This window comes from Actinomadura rubrobrunea NBRC 15275 (assembly GCF_001552235.1).
Lineage (GTDB): Bacteria > Actinomycetota > Actinomycetes > Streptosporangiales > Streptosporangiaceae > Spirillospora > Spirillospora viridilutea.
The window spans coordinates 1-15,408 of sequence record NZ_BCQU01000015.1; the positions used below are offsets into that span (position 1 = coordinate 1).

Here is a 15,408-nt window from a genome sequence, read left to right on the forward strand (position 1 = left end):
CCGAGACCGACCTGGACACGATGCAGATGGTGCGGTGCGGGTTCGACCCCGCCGGGCTGTGCAACCCGGGCAAGGTGTTCCCGACGCCCCGGCTGTGCGGGGAGGTCCCGGGCGTCCGCAAGGGCGTGCATCCGCTCGTCGCGCAGGGAAAGGCGGAGCAGTTCTGATGCAGCCGGTGGACGCCCTGGCCAAGGTCTGCGCGGACGTGCGCCCCGGCGAGCCGGAGGAGGGCGTGCTCGGCGTCGTGCCGCGCTGGGTGGCGGCGCCGTCGGACGTGTCCGAGGCGGCCGAGGTGATGCGGGTGGCGGCCGAGCACGGGCTCGCGGTGGTGCCGCGCGGCGGGGAGACGCGGCTGGACTGGGGGCTGCCGCCGCGGCGCTGCGACCTGCTGGTCGACACCGCCCGCCTGGACCGGGTGGTGGAGCACGCCGCGGGCGACCTGGTCGTCACCGTGCAGGCCGGGCTGCCGATGCGGCGGCTGGCCGAGGCGGTCGCCGAACGGGGGCAGCGGCTGTCGCTGGACGTGCCGCTCGCGGGGTCGACGGTCGGCGGGACGATCGCGACCGGGGCGGCCGGGCCGCTGCGGCTCCTGTACGGGACGCCCCGCGACCTGATCATCGGGGTCACCATCGTCCGGGCCGACGGCCGGGTGGCGCGGTCGGGCGGCAAGGTCGTCAAGAACGTCGCCGGGTACGACCTCGGGCGCCTGCTGTGCGGCTCATACGGCACGCTGGGGCTGATCGTGGAGGCCACGTTCCGGCTCCACCCGCTGCCCGCCGCGTGCGCCTACGTGACGGCCCCTGCGGGGGACGACGCGGAGGGCGCCAGTGAGGCGGTCCAGGCCGTACTGCATTCCTCAGTGGTTCCGAGCGCCCTGCAGTGCTGGACGTCCCCCGGGCGGGGTATCGCACTGGGCGTGCTCCTTGAAGGCGTGCCGGACGGCGTGGCCGCCCGTGCCTCCCACGTCGCCGGCCTGCTCGGCGACAAGGCGACCTTCTCGGAAGAGCCCCCGGAAGGCTGGGGCGCCTACCCGGACGGCACGACGCTCATCGACGTGAGCGCACCCCCGGCGTCGCTGCGGGACCTGCTCGGCGCCCTTCCGGCGGAGGCGGCGTGCACGTGGTCGGCCGCAGGACGGGGCTATGTCGGCCTGCCTCCCGAAATGACCGCCGAGGACGTCGCGCGCGCATTGGAGAAGCTTCGCGGCGCCCTCGCCCCGCATCACGGCGGCGCGGTCGTCTGCTACGCCCCCGAGGAAGTGCGGGAAGCGGTCGACCTGTGGGGCCCGGTGCCCGCCCTCTCCCTGATGCGGCGCGTCAAGGACCAGTTCGACCCCGACCACCGCCTCTCCCCCGGCCGTTTCGTTGGAGGCATCTGATGACCGCCCCGAAGGATCCGGCCGCCGCGCGGCGCCCCGGCGCCCCCGACGACTCGGAACTGCCCAAGCTCATCAGCGACTGCGTGCACTGCGGGTTCTGCCTGCCGACCTGTCCCACGTACGTCCTGTGGGGCGAGGAGATGGACTCCCCGCGCGGCCGTATCCACCTGATGCAGCAGCACGTCGAGGGGACGCCGCTGTCCGAGCCCATGGTGGAGCACTTCGACCGCTGCCTGGGCTGCATGGCGTGCGTGACGTCCTGCCCGTCCGGGGTGAAGTACGACCGGCTCATCGAGATGACGCGCGCGGAGGTGGAGCGGGAGCACCGGCGTCCCATTTCCGAACGGCTGCTCCGAGAGGCCGTCTTCCGGCTCTTCCCTTACCCGCGACGGCTGCGCGCGCTGCGCGGTCCGCTCCGCGCCTACCAGCGGACCGGGCTGCGCCGCTTCGCCCAACGCAGCGGCCTGCTCGGCTTGCTGGAACGGGTGTCCCCCACGCTCGCGGCCATGGAGCGTTTGGCCCCGCCCCTTGGGAAGGCACAGCCGAGACTCCCCGAACGGGTGGCCGCACGGGGGACGCGCAGAGCCACGGTCGGCATGCTTACCGGATGCGTGCAACGCGAGTTCTTCCCCGACGTGAACGCGGCGACGGCACGGGTGCTGGCACTGGAGGGCTGCGACGTCGTCATCCCCCGGGGGCAGGGCTGCTGCGGCGCCCTGTCACTGCATTCGGGCCGCGAGGAGGAGGCGCGCGCGTTCGCCCGCCGCACCGTCGAGGCGTTCGAGGACGTGGACGTCATCGTCGTCAACGCGGCGGGCTGCGGGTCGGCGATGAAGGAGTACGTGCACCTGCTCGCCGACGATCCGGCCTGGGCCGAACGCGCCAAGGCCCTGTCGGCCAAGACGCGCGACCTGGCCGAGTACCTGGTGGAGCTGGGGCCGCGCGCGGAACGGCATCCGCTGCCCGTCACGGTCGCCTACCACGACGCGTGCCACCTGTCGCACGCGCAGGGTGTGCGGGCCCAGCCGCGCGCGCTGCTGGCGGGGATTCCCGAACTGACCGTCCGGGAGATCGCCGACCCGGACATCTGCTGCGGTTCGGCCGGCACCTACAACCTGTTCCAGCCCGAGGCCGCGGCGGAACTCGGCGACCGCAAGGCGGCGGGCGTGCGCGCCACGGAGGCCGAGCTGCTCGTCGCCGCCAACCCGGGGTGCGCGATGCAGATCTCCGGCGCGCTCGCCCGGCAGGGCGTCCGGCTCCCCGTCGCGCACACGGCCGAGATCCTGGACGCGTCCCTGCGCGGGCTCGACCGTTCCTTCCTCCTCGATCGCGCGTCCGAGCCGCTCCCTCCGCCCGAATCGCACGTCTGACCGAAGCGAAATGTCCGGTATAGTGCGTCGGCCTGAGACCGACACGTACTGGAGCGACCGGGAAGACGCAAGGCGACTCAGGGGACGAACATGGCCAACAGCTACCGTCCGCGCACCCGCCGGAAGACGAGGACCGCGGGCTGGCTGGGCCTGGCCGGGGCGCTCACCGGCGCCGCCGGCATCGCCGCGGTGGCGGTCGGCATCGCCGTCCTGCAGCCCGACGGGGAGGAGGGGGACGCGGCCGGCGGCTCCACGCCCGTGACCGGGGAGAGCCGCGGCGGGCCCGCGCCCACGCCGTCTCCGCGCACCGGGCCCTCGTTGACGTTCACCACTCCGGAGGGGTACGAGTACGGGCTGGCGGCCGTGAAGACGGGGGTCGACCCCCGCCCCTTCGGGGAGGGCAAGTCCCCGCCCGCCGGGTCGACCTACGCCTACGCCGAGTACGTGATCACCAACCCGGGCCGGCGTCCGGTGCTGCTGGACTACCCCGCCGACCTGTTCATGCCGCGTTCGAGCGTGCCCGCGTCCGCGCGCGACCGGTGCATGCCGCAGCCCGGCATCCCCTACAGCATGTGCACGCTGCCGAACAGCAGCCGGGTCACGGCGCGGCTGGAGGGGTCCAAGCCGCTGCTCAAGGACGGCGTCGACACCCTCATCCCGGCGGGCGGCTCGTACGTGGTGCGCATCGCGTCGGACCTGCCGGTCGACGACGACCTCGACCCGTCCGACCTGAAGCTGTACGTGTGGAACGCCCGCTACACCAGCGACCGCAAGGGCATCGAGCTCGCCTTCCCCTGACCCGTCCGGCGGACCCTCAGGGGCCGTCGCCGCGGCCGGTGAAGCCGATGTCCTCGTAGGGGGGTTCGTAGAAGCCCAACGCGCCGAAGTTGGCCAGGTCGCTGCGGATGGCGACGATCTGCGGCCGCTGGTAGAGCGGCAGCACGGTCGCCAGCCGCCAGATGAGCCGGTCGGCCTCGTTGATCAGGCGGCGGGCGCGGTCCTGGTCGACCTCGTGCGCGGCCTTGTCCAGGAGCGCGTCGATGTCGGGCGTGCCCAGCCGGGCGTAGTTCTGCTGGATGCGGTCGCCCTTGGGCGTGGAGAACACCGAGCGCAGGGCGGACATGGGGAACGCCGTGCCGAGCCAGGAGAACGGCACGATGTCGAAGTTCCCCGGAGTGACGTACTGGTCGAACAGGTCGTCCACCGGCACCGGCCACACGTCCACGCGGATGCCGATCCGCGCCAGCATGGCCCGCGTCAGCTCCCCCTCCTGCCTGCTGCCGGGCATGCCCGCGGGCACGACGAAGCGCAGCGCGAGCGTCCGGCCGTCCTTGACGCGGTACTTCCCCTGGCGGCGCCAGCCCGCCTCGTCGAGGAGGCGCTCCGCCGCCGCCGGGTCGTAGCGGCCCAGTTCGCCGGAGTTGTCCTGGTATCCCTCCTGCGTGTTCATGAAGAAGTGGTTGCCGAGGGTCTGCGCGGGCCAGCCCAGTTCCCCCAGCGCGGCCCGGGCGAGGGCGTCGCGGTCGATGCCCAGCAGGACCGCGCGCCGCACGCGCACGTCCGCCAGCAGCGGGGACGCGGCGTTGAGCGTGAACTGCCGCCAGTCGGGGCCGCCCGCGCGGCGGATGTCGGCGTTCGGCACGTCGGCGGCCCGGCGCAGCGCCCCGGCGTCCACGTTGATGTCCATCAGGTCGATCTCGCCGTTGGCGAAGGCCCCCGGCATCGCCGCCGCGTCCATCGCCCGGTAGACGATGCGGTCGAGCTTGGCGGGACGCCCCCACCACTTGGGGTCGCGCACGACCGTCACGGTCTTGGCCGTGCGGTCGATCTTCGCCACGCGGAACGGCCCGGCGGTCGGCCCCATCCGCCCCTGCCACGCGGCGCCGAACGCCTCCGGGTCCGCCATGGTGGACGCGGGGTACAGCGGGCTGAACAGCGCCTTCCAGTCCGCGAACGGCTTGGCGAACCGCACGACCGCCTCGCGGTCGTCGGAGCCCCGCTCGACGCGGCGGATGTACCGGTATCCGGTGGTGACGGCCGCCTGGTACCGGCGGTCGTGCCCGGACAGCGCCCGCGCCTGCGCCGCGAAGTCCCGGTAGGTGATCGGCCTGCCGTCCGACCACCGCGCCTTGGGATTGATCCGGTAGGTGACGACCTGCTCGGAGCCTTCCCACGTCACCTTCGCCGACTCCACGTACTCGGGCACCGGACGCGGCACCGCCTTCTCGTCGACCCGCATCACATGCGGCAGCAGCCCCTGCACGACGTCGCTGACCACGCTCTTGGTGCCGTTGACGTGGTAGAAGTTCCACTGCGTCGGGAACTCGGGCACCGGCCACCGCAGCGTGCCCCCGTCGCGCACCAGCGCGCGCGGCGTGAGGTTGACGTCGGACGCGGGCAGCTTGCGCGCGTCCATCCGCCGCGGTTCGGCGACCGGACGATCGCATCCGCAGGTCCACGCGAGCAGCGCCGCCAGCACCCCGATGCGAACGGCCCGCATGGCGCACGCCGCCCGCGGGATCGGGCGCCGGGGCGGCCGGGCGGGCAGAAGGCGGGTCATCGGGCCTCTTTCGCGTGGTGGCAGGCGACCTGGCGGTCGACGGACAGGTCCAGCAGGCGCAGGGACGGGTCGTCGGTCTCGCACCTGCGGCGCAGCCCCGCGCTGCGCAGAGAGGCGAACTTCGGGCAGCGCGGCAGGAACCGGCAGCCGATGGACGGCGCGGAGGGATCGGGCGGGTCGCCCTGGAGGGGGGTGCGGCGCCGCTGCCGCTCCCGCAGCGGGTCGGGCTGCGGGACGGCGTCCAGCAGCGCGCGGGTGTACGGGTGGACGGGCCGCTCGTAGATCGCTTCGGCGTCGCCGATCTCCACGAGGCGGCCGTTGTACATGACGGCGAGGCGGTCGGCGACATGCCGCAGCACCGCCAGGTCGTGGGCGACGACCAGGTACGACAGGTCGAGGCGGGCGCGCAGCTCGTCCAGCAGTTCCAAGATCCCCGCCTGGACGGAGACGTCCAGGGCCGCGACGGGTTCGTCCAGCAGGAGCAGGCGGGGCTCCAGGGCCAGCGCCCGGGCGATGCCGACGCGCTGCGCCTGCCCGCCGGACAGCCCGCGCGGATAGCGCGACGCGTGCTCCTTCTCCAGGCCGACCATGCCCAGCAGCTCCTGCACCCGGAGCGGGATCTTCGCCTTGGGCGTGCCGTGCGCGGCCAGCGGTTCGGCGAGGATGTCGGCGACGCGCATGCGGGGGTCCAGGGACGAGAACGGGTCCTGGAAGACCACCTGCAGGTCGCGCCGCAGCCGCTTGCGGTCGGCGGCGCTGAGCGACGCGGTGTCCTCGCCGAGGACGGTGATGCGGCCGCCCTGCGGCCGGGCGAGCCTGAGGATCTCCATCAGCACGGTGGTCTTGCCGCACCCCGACTCCCCGGCCAGGCCGAGGGTCTCCCCCGCGCGGACGTCGAAGGTGACGCCGTCCACGGCGTGCACCGCCTCGTCGTGCCGCTGGGGGTAGTGCCGGACGAGGTCCTCGACCTTGAGCACCACCGGCCGCCGGTGCCGCGGGGCGGGCTCGGCCGGACGGGCCGCCGTCCGCGGGGGGAACACCGCGTCCAGGTCCGCGGTCGCCTCGAGGTTGACGCACGCGGCGCGGTGGCCGCCCGGCCCGACCGGCACCGGTTCGGGCAGGGCGTCGCCGCAGCGCGCGACCGACACCGGGCAGCGCGGCGCGAACGGGCATCCCGGCGGCGGATCGGACGCCGAGGGCGGGGCGCCGTCGATCGGGACCGGGCGGACCGCCCCGTCGGCGCGCGGCAGCGACTTGAGCAGCCCGATCGTGTACGGCATGCGCGGCCGGTGGTAGAGCTGGTCGACCGGCGCGGTCTCCACGGCGCGGCCGCCGTACATGACCATCACGCGGTCGGCGGCGCCGGCGACCACCCCCAGGTCGTGGGTGATCAGCAGGACGGCGGCGCCGGTGGCCTCGCGGGCGACCCGCAGCACGTCGAGGATCTGCGCCTGGACGGTGACGTCCAGGCCGCCGGTGGGCTCGTCGGCGACCAGCGCCACCGGGTCGTTGGCGATCGCCATGGCGATCATGACGCGGCGGCGCATGCCGCCGGAGAACTCGTGCGGGTAGGCGCGGGCGCGCCGGGGCGCGTCCGGGATGCCCACCAGCTCCAGCAGTTCCACGGCGCGGGCGCGCGCGGCGCGGCGGGTGGCGCCCGCGTGCACCTGGATGGTCTCGGCGATCTGGTCGCCCACGGTGTGGACGGGGGTCAGCGCGGAGAGCGGGTCCTGGAACACCATCGCGATGTCGCGTCCGCGCAGCTGCGACATCGCGGCGTCGGAGCGGCCCACCAGTTCGCGTCCGCGCAGCCGCACCGAACCGCGCACCCGGGCGCCCGCCGGCGACAGGCCGAGCACGGCCAGGGCGAGGGCGGTCTTGCCGGACCCCGACTCGCCGACGACGCCGAGGACCTCGCCGGGCCCCACCTCGAAGCTGACGCCGCGGACCGCCCGCACGTCCGGCGGGTAGGTGACGTGCAGGTCCCGCACGGTCAGGACGCTCATGCGGGCCCCCCGTAGCGTCGCCGCACGCGCAGCCGGGGGCGGGGCCGGGAGCCGTGCCGGGAGGGCGTCGGGTCGAGGACGTCGCGCAGCCCGTCGCCGAGGAGGTTGACCGCGACGACGATGAGCACCAGCAGGCTCGCGGCGCTCCCGAACAGCCAGGGGTAGGCGAGCGCGGTGCCGCTGCCGTCGGCTATGAGCGTGCCGAGCGAGGTATCGGGGGGCCGGACGCCGTAGCCGAAGTACGACAGGGTGCTTTCCGCGATGATGGCCACGCTGACGCCCAGGCTCGCGTCCACGATCAGCAGCGAGGCCAGGTTGGGCAGGATGTGGCGGGCGATGATGCGGGGCGCCCCGACGCCCAGGAACCGCGCGGCCAGCACGTACTCGCGGTGGCGCAGGGACAGCGTCATGCCGCGCACCATGCGCGCCGTCACCATCCACATGAACGCGGCCAGCAGCGGTATGAGCAGCGGCCAGCGTCCCCCCACGGCCGGGGACAGCACGGCGACGACCAGGAACCAGGGCAGGACGAGCAGCAGGTCCACGCCCCACATCAGGGCCCGGTCGATCCAACCGCCGGCGTAACCGGCCACGGCGCCCACCACCGCGGCCAGGCCGGTCGACAGCACGGCCACGCACAGCCCGATGAAGAGCGACTTCTGCATGCCGCGCACGGTGAGGGCGAAGACGTCGCGTCCGCTGCCGGTGGTGCCGAACCAGTGCTCCGCGGAGGGAGGCTCGCGGAAGGCGGTGAAGTCGACCTCGTCGTGCCCCCAGGGCGAGACCAAAGGGCCGGCGAAGGCGAACAGGAAGAGCAGCCCCAGCAGCACGAGCCCGGTCATCGCCTTCCGGTTGTGCAGCAGGCGTCGTACCGCGAGCGCCCGCGGGGAGGGCAGGTCGAGCGGGTCGGCGCTCACCCCGTGGTCGCCGACGCCGTGGCCGGTGACGCCGTGCTCGCTGACGCCGTGCTCGCTGACATGGCGGCCGCTCACACCGGCCTCCTCCGCACGCGCGGGTCGAGGAGGGCGTAGGCGATCTCCGACAGCAGCCCGGCGAGCAGCACGGCGGCCGCGGCGCAGCAGTTGACCGCGGCGACCACGTTGACGTCGCCGCGCGTGATGGAGTCGACCAGCCACTCCCCCAGCCCGTGCCAACCGAAGATCTTCTCGGTGAACATGGCGCCGAGCAGCAGCAAGCCGAACGTGTAGGCGAAGTAGGTGGTCATGGGGATCAGGGCCACGCGCAGGCCGTGCCGCAGCAGCGCGTCCCGGTGGCGCAGGCCCTTGGCGCGGGCGGTGCGGACGAAGTCGGCGTCCAGCACGTCCAGCACCATGGCGCGCTGATAGCGGAAGTAGAGGGCGAACTGGGCCAGGGCGACGGTGGCCGTGGGCAGCAGCAGGTGCCGGACGCGGTCGCCGAACCCGCCGAGCGGCCCGAAGGTCCCCTCCCCCGCCCCGGGGGAGGCCTCCCCCACCCACTCGAACAGCCGCAGCCCGGTGAGCTGGTTGATCTCGCGCGCGCCCAGTTGCAGCAGCACCGCCAGCACGAACACCGGCACCGCCAGCAGCAGGAACGAGCCGAACGTGATGATCCGCTCGGGGACGCGGCCGTCGCGGGACGCCGCGTACACGCCCAGCAGCACCCCCAGCACGCCCCCGAGCACCGCGCCCGCCGCCAGCAGCCGCAGGCTGACGCTCAGCCGTCGCCACAGCTCGTCGTTGACCGGCTCGCCCTGCCAGGTGCGGCCGAAGTCGCCGCGGAGGACGCCCTGCGCCCACACCGCGTAGCGCCGCGGCAGCGGGGTCTCGTCGTTGAGGTTGAGCCGGGTCAGCTCGGCGTCGACGACGGCCTCCGGCGGGCGCGGGTTGCGGTCGGCGTAGTTGGACCGCGGGTCCAGCGCCGCGGCGGCGAGCAGGTAGGCGAGGCTGGCGGCCAGGACGACGAGCACGGCGTGCCCGGCCAGGCGCCGCAGCAGATACGTCGTCATGCCACCCCCTCCCCGCGCACGCGACGTGACGGAATGCTACTAATCGCTCACTGTAAGCGCGGGACGACGAGCCGATCTCGGCGGGTTGGCCTTGGCAAAACCGCTGGTCCGAGCGCATACATGGGACAACCCCGGCAGGCGGAGGGCCGGCCGGGGCCGCACGGCGGGGAAACGGGGGTCAGTGCGCCGGCGCGGGCGCGCCCGAGGGGGTCGCGGCAGGCTCGGCGCGGCGGCCGCGCAGCCCGCCGAGGACCATCAGCAGGGCGCCGAGGACGATCCAGCCGAGCAGCACGCCCAACGGGGCGCCCGCCTTCGCGCCGTCGAAGAACGCCACCGAGCGCAGCAGCGTGGCGGCGGCGCCCGGGGGCAGCCATTGGCCGACCTCGCCCCAGGGCTGCGGCAGCATCTCCGGCGCCGACGACGCCCCCGACAGGGGGTTGCCGAGGAGCAGGAACATCAGCGCGCCCAGGGCGACCCCCGGCCTGCCCAGGACCGCCACGAGCCCCGTGATCATCCCGGCCACGGACGCTATGGCCAGCGCCATGGTTCCGGCGACGGTCAGGTACGCCCCTGGCAGCACCGAGAGCCAGTCCTGGGCGAGCCAGGCCGCGCACGCCCCGCCGAGGACGGCGATGCCCGCGACCGCCGTGGCCTGCGAGGCGATCCCCCGCAGGGCGAAGCTGACGATGACCGCGGCGGCCAGGCTGGACATCACCAGGGGCAGCGCCAAGGCGCCGAAGCCCGCTCCCCTGGGGTCGTCCGGGTCGGCCGCCACGACGTCGTCCACGGAAGCGGCGGGGTCCACGGAAGCGGCGGGCGCGCCCGCGGGCGCCATGTTCTGGGCGATCTGCCGAAGCAGCTGCGCGACGGCCGGGGAGGCGGCCGAGGCGACGAGCATCCGGGGCCCCTGCGGTGTGGTGACGATCGCCCCGTAGGCGTCGCGGTCGGCGAGGGCCTCCCGCGCCGACCGCTCGTCGGGAAGGGTCGTCACGTCGAACGCGCCCGGGCGCTCCTGTTCGATCCGCTGGGCCACCGCGGACGCCTGGGGTCCGGCGACGACGATGGGCAGGTCGCGGGGTGCGGAGCGCGCCGCGGGCCAGGAGAACGCGACGAGCATGACGAGCTGCACGACGACGACGCCGACGATGACGCCCGCGACGCGTTTCGCCGTGGTGGAGGGCATGACCGCCTCCTCAAAAAGCGAATGTTCGTTCTCTGTAGGACACGCCCAGGGTGACCGCTCGCCGGAGGTTTGTCAAGAACGAATATTCGTTTTAGATTGGGGAGATGCCGCGAGTGAGCGAGGAGCACCTGGAGCGGCGGCGGCAGCAGATCCTGGACGCCGCCCGGGCCTGCTTCATCCGCAAGGGCTTCCACGAGACGTCGATGCAGGACATCTTCGCCGAGGCGAACCTGTCCGCCGGAGCGGTCTACCGGTACTTCAAGAGCAAGACCGAGATCGTCGAGGCGATCGCCGCCGAGGCCCTGTCCGTGCTGGGCGCGGTGCTGCACGAGATCGCCGCCGAGCAGCCGCCCCCGTCCCCGGACGAGGCCGTGGAGCGGGTGGCGACGAAGGTGGTCGAGATCGGGGAGTCGCACCTGGGCACGTTCGTGCTGGCCCCCCACGCCTGGGCGCTGGCGATGCGAGACGCCGGCTTCAAGGAGTACGTCCAGGGCGCCATGGCGCCCGTGCGGGCATTGTGGACGACCTACGCCGAGAACCTGCGCGACGCCGGTCGAATCCCCCAGGACGCTGATCCGGACGCGGTGGGAAGGACGCTGCTGGCCCTGCTTCCCGGCTTCATCATCCAGCGGGGGATCCTCGGAGACGTCTCCCCCGAGACTCTGGGCGAGGGGCTGCACGCCCTCATGTCCGTCGCCCCGACGTCCGCCCGCCCCTCCTGACCACGCATCTCGCCAGCGGCTAGGCGCTCAGCCTCATCGCGCGGCCGTGGCCATGGTCCAGGCGTAGAAGGCCGCCGGATCGCCGAGCGCGTCTTGCAGACGCGAGTCGACGAACGGGGCGTTGGCGGCGCTGAGGAGGTCGTACAGGCCGAGAATGGCCCATTGCCAGACCATGCCGTCGAAATTGTAGGCGTGCATGAGCGGGGCGAGCCTCCGCCGGATTTCGGCGACCTCTTCCGGAGGGAATCCGGCCTCGCGCAGCCGCTCGACGGTCGCGCGTTCGTCTTCGGGTGCGATCCAGGTGTCCAGGAACGGTTCGAGCAGATCCTCCCAGACGTCACGACGGGCTTTCCTGGCGATGCCGTGGCGGCGGCAGAATCGCTCCAGATCGGGGCGCTGTTCCCGAGGAATGAACAGGATCTCGCCCTCTGTGGTCCGGATCTCGGGAGTGACCGCCTTCCAGTCGGCGTCGCGGATGCGGTCGGGCGTCACCGTCCCCGCCGGATGGATCGTGGCACCGCGGAAGTCGTAGCGGAGAAAGCAGATATGGCCCTCGGCGAACCGCACCTCCATCGCTTCAGGATGATCCTGCGCAGGCGCGTCGGGAAGACGGCGGCGCTGTGAGATCCGCCGCTTCGCGCGCGACCGCCTCGAATCGAGAGCGGCGGCGCGACCGAGGGTCTCGAGCCCGCAGACGCCGCGAGCGACGGGTCCGCCTCAACAGCTCGGTCTCCGGCGGTGGGGTGCTTGAGCGGTGGAAGCACTTCCGCGTTCTCGGATGAGCACGTAGGGTGTCCTCCACGATGGGCGGGAGGCCAGGCCGATGGATGAGGCGCAGGCGATTGCCTTGGCAGTGGAATGGATCCAGTCCCGCGGCCTGGATTACCCCACTGAGGGATTGGCGGCGGATCGCTTCGACGGCGCCTGGATGGTGTACGCGCCGGTGGAGGTCGACGAAAGCGATCCCATGGCGTTTTTGGACATGCCGGTGGGGCGGTCGGCCTTCATGGTGAGCGACTCCGGGCGCATCGAAGAGGTGTCGTCTTCGGTCCCCCCGCAGCAGGCCTACGAGCAGTTCATGTCACGAGAGCGCCCTGCCGGGCACGGCGGATCGAACGCCGATGAATACATGGCCGAATTCGCACGGTGGCTCGAACAGGACGGCATGCACGTCCGGCAGGAATTCGGCGGGCTCACCATCGTCAACCCCGCGCCCGGCAGCGGTCCGGCGGCCGGCGGCCCCGGCATGAGCCGCGACGACGCGGTCGCCGCCGAGGCGTCGCGGCTGATCGAGCCGATCGTGCAGCAGCTGGCCCTGCTCGGACCGCCCGAATGGGAGTGGTTCTGGGCGCAGTTCGCCTTCACCGTCTCCGCCGAGATCTCCCACCTGCGGTTCTCGTCCTACCACCGGACCGTCGTCGTCCCGGTGCCGGAGCAGGTCGCCGCGCTCGTCCGCGACCAGCGGCACGTCGCGGCGCAGATGTCCGCCGGACCCTGGTGGCGGCTGCTGTTGACCGTCACCAACCGCGGCGAGACGACCGTGGACTACGACTACGGCGACGGCCCCTTCCCCCATGACCAGCTGCTGTCGCCCGAGCATTACCGCAACGACCTGGAGGCGTACCCCCGTCCGCGCGTGCCGGCCTGGCTCGCCCGATACATCGACGGACCAGCCGCACACGACTCCGACCTGTACTAGCCCCCGCCCCGGCGGACGCCGCCCCAGGCGCGCCCGGTGAACGTGACGCCTGACACGCCCGCGGCGCCATGGCGATTCCGCTGCTCAGCGAGCCCGTCCGTCCGCAGCGCCCCGCCCCCGGCCCCGGGCTCGGCGGGCCGGCCGACGCGGCGGCCGCCGAAACGGATCATGGCGCGGTGCGGATAGAGGTGGTGGACGACGGTGCGGCGACCGCACCGCGGCGCGACGGTCGGTCCGGCCCGGACCGGCGAGCGGGCCGACACCACTCCGGGGGATCCTGCCGATCGGCGGGGCCGTGATTCCTCGACGACGGCGGAACGCCGCGTTCTGAGTTCCCAGTTCCGGCACAAAAGGCTGTCCAAAGCCGGACAGCAGGAACCGCAGGTCGGCCGGCTCAACGCTTTAACATTCCATTACTCGCGCGGAGGGGTCGGGAGAGCCGTGGACATGGGCACGGTGCAACGGAGCCGGGTGGCGGGCAGGGCGGCGTGGGCGCTCGCCCTCAGCGCGGTGCTGGCGACGGCCGTGTCGCTGGTGCTGGGCCTCTGGCTGCCCGCCGACCGGCGGCTGGTGTGGTGGCATCCCGAGATCCTGGTGGCCGCGGTCTGGACGCCGACGGCGGCCCTGCTGCTGCGGCACCGCCCGGGGCTGCGCGTCGGCTGGGTGATGCTGCTCAGCGGCGTGGCCGCGGGCGTGTACGTGCTGGCGCTCAACCTCGGGCCGCTGTCGGAGCTGCGCGGCTGGCCGGGGGCCTGGTTCTGGACCTGGCTGGGGTACTGGCTGTGGGCGGTCGACACGTTCGTGCTCACGCTGGTCCTGCCGCTGATCTTCCCCGACGGGCGGCTGGTGTCCCGCCGGTTCGCGCCGGTGCTGGTCGCGGCGTGCGCGGTGCCGGTGATCGTGTGCGTGCACCTGACGCTGGACCCGGGGGCGCGGCGGTTCCACAACGGCGTGTCGGTCTACCCGTTCCAGGACATCCCGCTGCCGATCAGCGCGACCATCCTGGGGACGCTGATCCTGGCGATGGCGTCGGTGGCGATCCGCTTCGTGCGTTCGTCGCCCGACGTGCGCAGGCAGATCGCCTGGGTGGTGTACCCGGGCACGGCGGCGGTCGCCGTCGTCTACATCGGGGAGACGACCCCGATCGCGGACGCGGTGCGCAACGTGACGGTCGCGGGCGTGCCGCTGTGCATCGCGATCGCCATCACCCGGTACCGGCTGTTCGACATCGACCTGGTGATCAGCAGGACGCTGGTGTACGCCGGGCTCATCGTCGTGATCACCGGCGTGTACTTCGCGCTGCTGGGCGCGGCGAGCCTGGTCGCCCGGGAGCGGGGGCCGCTGGCCGGGCTGGTGGGCGCGATCGCGGCGGGCGCGGTGTTCGAGCCGGCGCGGCGCCGCCTGCAGGCCGCCGTCGACCGGCTCATCCACGGCGAGCGCGACCCGTACCGCATCGTCGACCGGCTGCAGACGCAGCTGCAGACCGCCTCCGGCCCGTCCAGCGCCCTGGCCGTGGCGACGGAGACGGTGCGGGAGGCGCTGCACGCCACGGGAGTGGCCGTCGAGGTGCTCGACCGGGACGGGCGGCTGATGTCCGCCGAGAGCGGCGCCTTGGGAGAGCGGCCCCAGTGCGTCCCCCTGGTCTGGTACGGGGAGCGGGTGGGGCGGCTGCTGCTCGAGCCCGCCCCCGCGCGTCCCCCGGCCCCGCGGCTCACCAACGTCCTGGCCCGCAACCTGGCCGAGCTGGCCAACGCGGCGCGGCTGGCGGCCGACGTGCAGCGCTCCCGCGAGCGGATCCTGCGGGCGCGCGAGGAGGAGCGCCGCAGGCTGCGCCGCGATCTGCACGACGGCCTGGGGCCGACGCTGGCGAGCCTGGCGATGGCGGTGGACACCGCCCGCGTCACCCTCAAGAACGACCCCGACGCCGTGGACCCGCTGCTGGAGAACCTGCGGACGATGATGGGCCGCACCATCGGCGAGGTGCGCGACCTGGTCTACGACCTGCGCCCGCCGGCGCTGGACGATCTGGGACTGGCGGGTGCGATCCGCGCCCTGGGCGGGGTGGTGTCCGCCGGGGACGGGCCGCGGGTGGACGTCGAGGTCGAGGGGGACCTGACGACGCTTCCCGCGGCCGCCGAGGTCGCCGCCTACCGCATCGTGCAGGAGGCGCTGACCAACGTGCACCGGCACGCCAAGGCGGAGGCGGCGGTGGTGCGGCTGCATCTCAACGGCGATCTGCACGTCACGGTCGGGGACGACGGCGTGGGGCTTCCCTCCGATCTGCGCTCGGGCGTGGGCATGACGTCGATGCGGGAACGCGCCGCCGAACTGGGCGGCTCGTGCACGGTCGGGCCCGGACCGAACGGCGGCACGCTGGTGCGGGCATGGCTGCCGCTGTCCAACGGGTCCCACGAGTCCCATGGACCCCATGGCGCCCGCGCCTCCGACGGGGGCGACTGACCCTCGCCGCTCAGCACGCACCCGCGTCACGCGGTATCTGCGC

General features: G+C 73.4%; 12 protein-coding genes and 1 pseudogene. 7 read left to right on the top strand and 6 right to left on the bottom strand.

Features of this window, described 5'->3' with window-relative positions:
• The 4 genes and pseudogenes from AR3_RS32045 to AR3_RS06635 form a co-directional block, all read left to right on the top strand.
• Window positions 1-167, top strand: a pseudogene (locus tag AR3_RS32045) (FAD-binding oxidoreductase); the annotation flags it as partial.
• Window positions 167-1,378, top strand: coding sequence for an FAD-binding oxidoreductase (locus AR3_RS06625; protein WP_067910062.1), 1,212 nt, complete (start codon window positions 167-169; stop codon window positions 1,376-1,378). The pseudogene AR3_RS32045 and the gene AR3_RS06625, both read left to right, overlap by 1 nt.
• Window positions 1,378-2,748 carry a (Fe-S)-binding protein gene (locus tag AR3_RS06630; RefSeq protein ID WP_083951011.1) on the top strand — a complete coding sequence of 457 codons (1,371 nt, stop codon included), beginning with the start codon at window positions 1,378-1,380 and terminating at the stop codon, window positions 2,746-2,748. The genes AR3_RS06625 and AR3_RS06630 overlap by 1 nt, the downstream gene beginning before the upstream one ends.
• A 90-nt stretch (window positions 2,749-2,838) precedes the next feature.
• Entirely contained in the window at window positions 2,839-3,546 is a 708-nt protein-coding gene (locus AR3_RS06635) for a hypothetical protein (protein ID WP_067910065.1), read from the top strand.
• 16 nt (window positions 3,547-3,562) lie between these two features.
• Here the strand turns inward: AR3_RS06635 and AR3_RS06640 are convergent, their stop codons facing one another.
• The 5 genes from AR3_RS06640 to AR3_RS06660 all read right to left on the bottom strand — a co-directional run bounded on the left by AR3_RS06640 (window position 3,563) and on the right by AR3_RS06660 (window position 10,484).
• Window positions 3,563-5,308 (bottom strand): ABC transporter family substrate-binding protein, encoded by a 1,746-nt coding sequence (locus AR3_RS06640; protein ID WP_227023173.1) that lies wholly within the window; start codon window positions 5,306-5,308, stop codon window positions 3,563-3,565.
• Window positions 5,305-7,314, bottom strand: coding sequence for a dipeptide ABC transporter ATP-binding protein (locus AR3_RS06645; protein WP_067910068.1), 2,010 nt, complete (start codon window positions 7,312-7,314; stop codon window positions 5,305-5,307). Before AR3_RS06645 ends, AR3_RS06640 begins: the two co-directional genes overlap by 4 nt.
• Window positions 7,311-8,306: an ABC transporter permease gene (locus AR3_RS06650; RefSeq protein ID WP_227023172.1), complete on the bottom strand. Its 996-nt coding sequence runs from the start codon at window positions 8,304-8,306 to the stop codon at window positions 7,311-7,313. Before AR3_RS06650 ends, AR3_RS06645 begins: the two co-directional genes overlap by 4 nt.
• Window positions 8,303-9,301 (bottom strand): ABC transporter permease, encoded by a 999-nt coding sequence (locus AR3_RS06655; protein WP_067910069.1) that lies wholly within the window; start codon window positions 9,299-9,301, stop codon window positions 8,303-8,305. The genes AR3_RS06650 and AR3_RS06655 overlap by 4 nt, the downstream gene beginning before the upstream one ends.
• Window positions 9,302-9,479: 178 nt before the next feature.
• Window positions 9,480-10,484: an ABC transporter permease gene (locus AR3_RS06660; RefSeq protein WP_067910074.1), complete on the bottom strand. Its 1,005-nt coding sequence runs from the start codon at window positions 10,482-10,484 to the stop codon at window positions 9,480-9,482.
• A 104-nt stretch (window positions 10,485-10,588) separates the two neighbouring features.
• Here AR3_RS06660 and AR3_RS06665 point away from each other — a divergent pair, with 104 nt between their 5' ends.
• The gene (locus tag AR3_RS06665) at window positions 10,589-11,206 is read left to right on the top strand and encodes a TetR/AcrR family transcriptional regulator (protein ID WP_067910077.1); all 618 of its coding nucleotides are present in this window, start codon (window positions 10,589-10,591) and stop codon (window positions 11,204-11,206) included.
• Between the two features lie 33 nt (window positions 11,207-11,239).
• Here the strand turns inward: AR3_RS06665 and AR3_RS06670 are convergent, their stop codons facing one another.
• Window positions 11,240-11,779 (bottom strand): hypothetical protein, encoded by a 540-nt coding sequence (locus AR3_RS06670; protein ID WP_067910081.1) that lies wholly within the window; start codon window positions 11,777-11,779, stop codon window positions 11,240-11,242.
• A gap of 274 nt (window positions 11,780-12,053) precedes the next feature.
• On the opposite strand from AR3_RS06670, the gene AR3_RS06675 reads away from it, so the two are divergent.
• Window positions 12,054-12,905, top strand: coding sequence for a hypothetical protein (locus AR3_RS06675; protein WP_157406628.1), 852 nt, complete (start codon window positions 12,054-12,056; stop codon window positions 12,903-12,905).
• A 447-nt stretch (window positions 12,906-13,352) separates the two neighbouring features.
• Complete coding sequence (locus tag AR3_RS06685) at window positions 13,353-15,365, top strand: sensor histidine kinase (protein ID WP_067910090.1); 2,013 nt, start codon at window positions 13,353-13,355, stop codon at window positions 15,363-15,365.
• Window positions 15,366-15,408 lie beyond the last annotated feature (43 nt).

Bases quoted from the DNA above. Each gene is read 5' to 3' on its own strand.
- AR3_RS06640 (WP_227023173.1), bottom strand. From the start codon at position 5,308: ATGACCCGCCTTCTGCCCGCCCGGCCGCCCCGGCGCCCGATCCCGCGG.
- AR3_RS06670 (WP_067910081.1), bottom strand. From the start codon at position 11,779: ATGGAGGTGCGGTTCGCCGAGGGCCATATCTGCTTTCTCCGCTACGAC.
- AR3_RS06635 (WP_067910065.1), top strand. From the start codon at position 2,839: ATGGCCAACAGCTACCGTCCGCGCACCCGCCGGAAGACGAGGACCGCG.
- AR3_RS06625 (WP_067910062.1), top strand. From the start codon at position 167: ATGCAGCCGGTGGACGCCCTGGCCAAGGTCTGCGCGGACGTGCGCCCC.
- AR3_RS06645 (WP_067910068.1), bottom strand. From the start codon at position 7,314: ATGAGCGTCCTGACCGTGCGGGACCTGCACGTCACCTACCCGCCGGAC.
- AR3_RS06685 (WP_067910090.1), top strand. From the start codon at position 13,353: ATGGGCACGGTGCAACGGAGCCGGGTGGCGGGCAGGGCGGCGTGGGCG.
- AR3_RS06665 (WP_067910077.1), top strand. From the start codon at position 10,589: ATGCCGCGAGTGAGCGAGGAGCACCTGGAGCGGCGGCGGCAGCAGATC.
- AR3_RS06660 (WP_067910074.1), bottom strand. From the start codon at position 10,484: ATGCCCTCCACCACGGCGAAACGCGTCGCGGGCGTCATCGTCGGCGTC.
- AR3_RS06630 (WP_083951011.1), top strand. From the start codon at position 1,378: ATGACCGCCCCGAAGGATCCGGCCGCCGCGCGGCGCCCCGGCGCCCCC.
- AR3_RS06655 (WP_067910069.1), bottom strand. From the start codon at position 9,301: ATGACGACGTATCTGCTGCGGCGCCTGGCCGGGCACGCCGTGCTCGTC.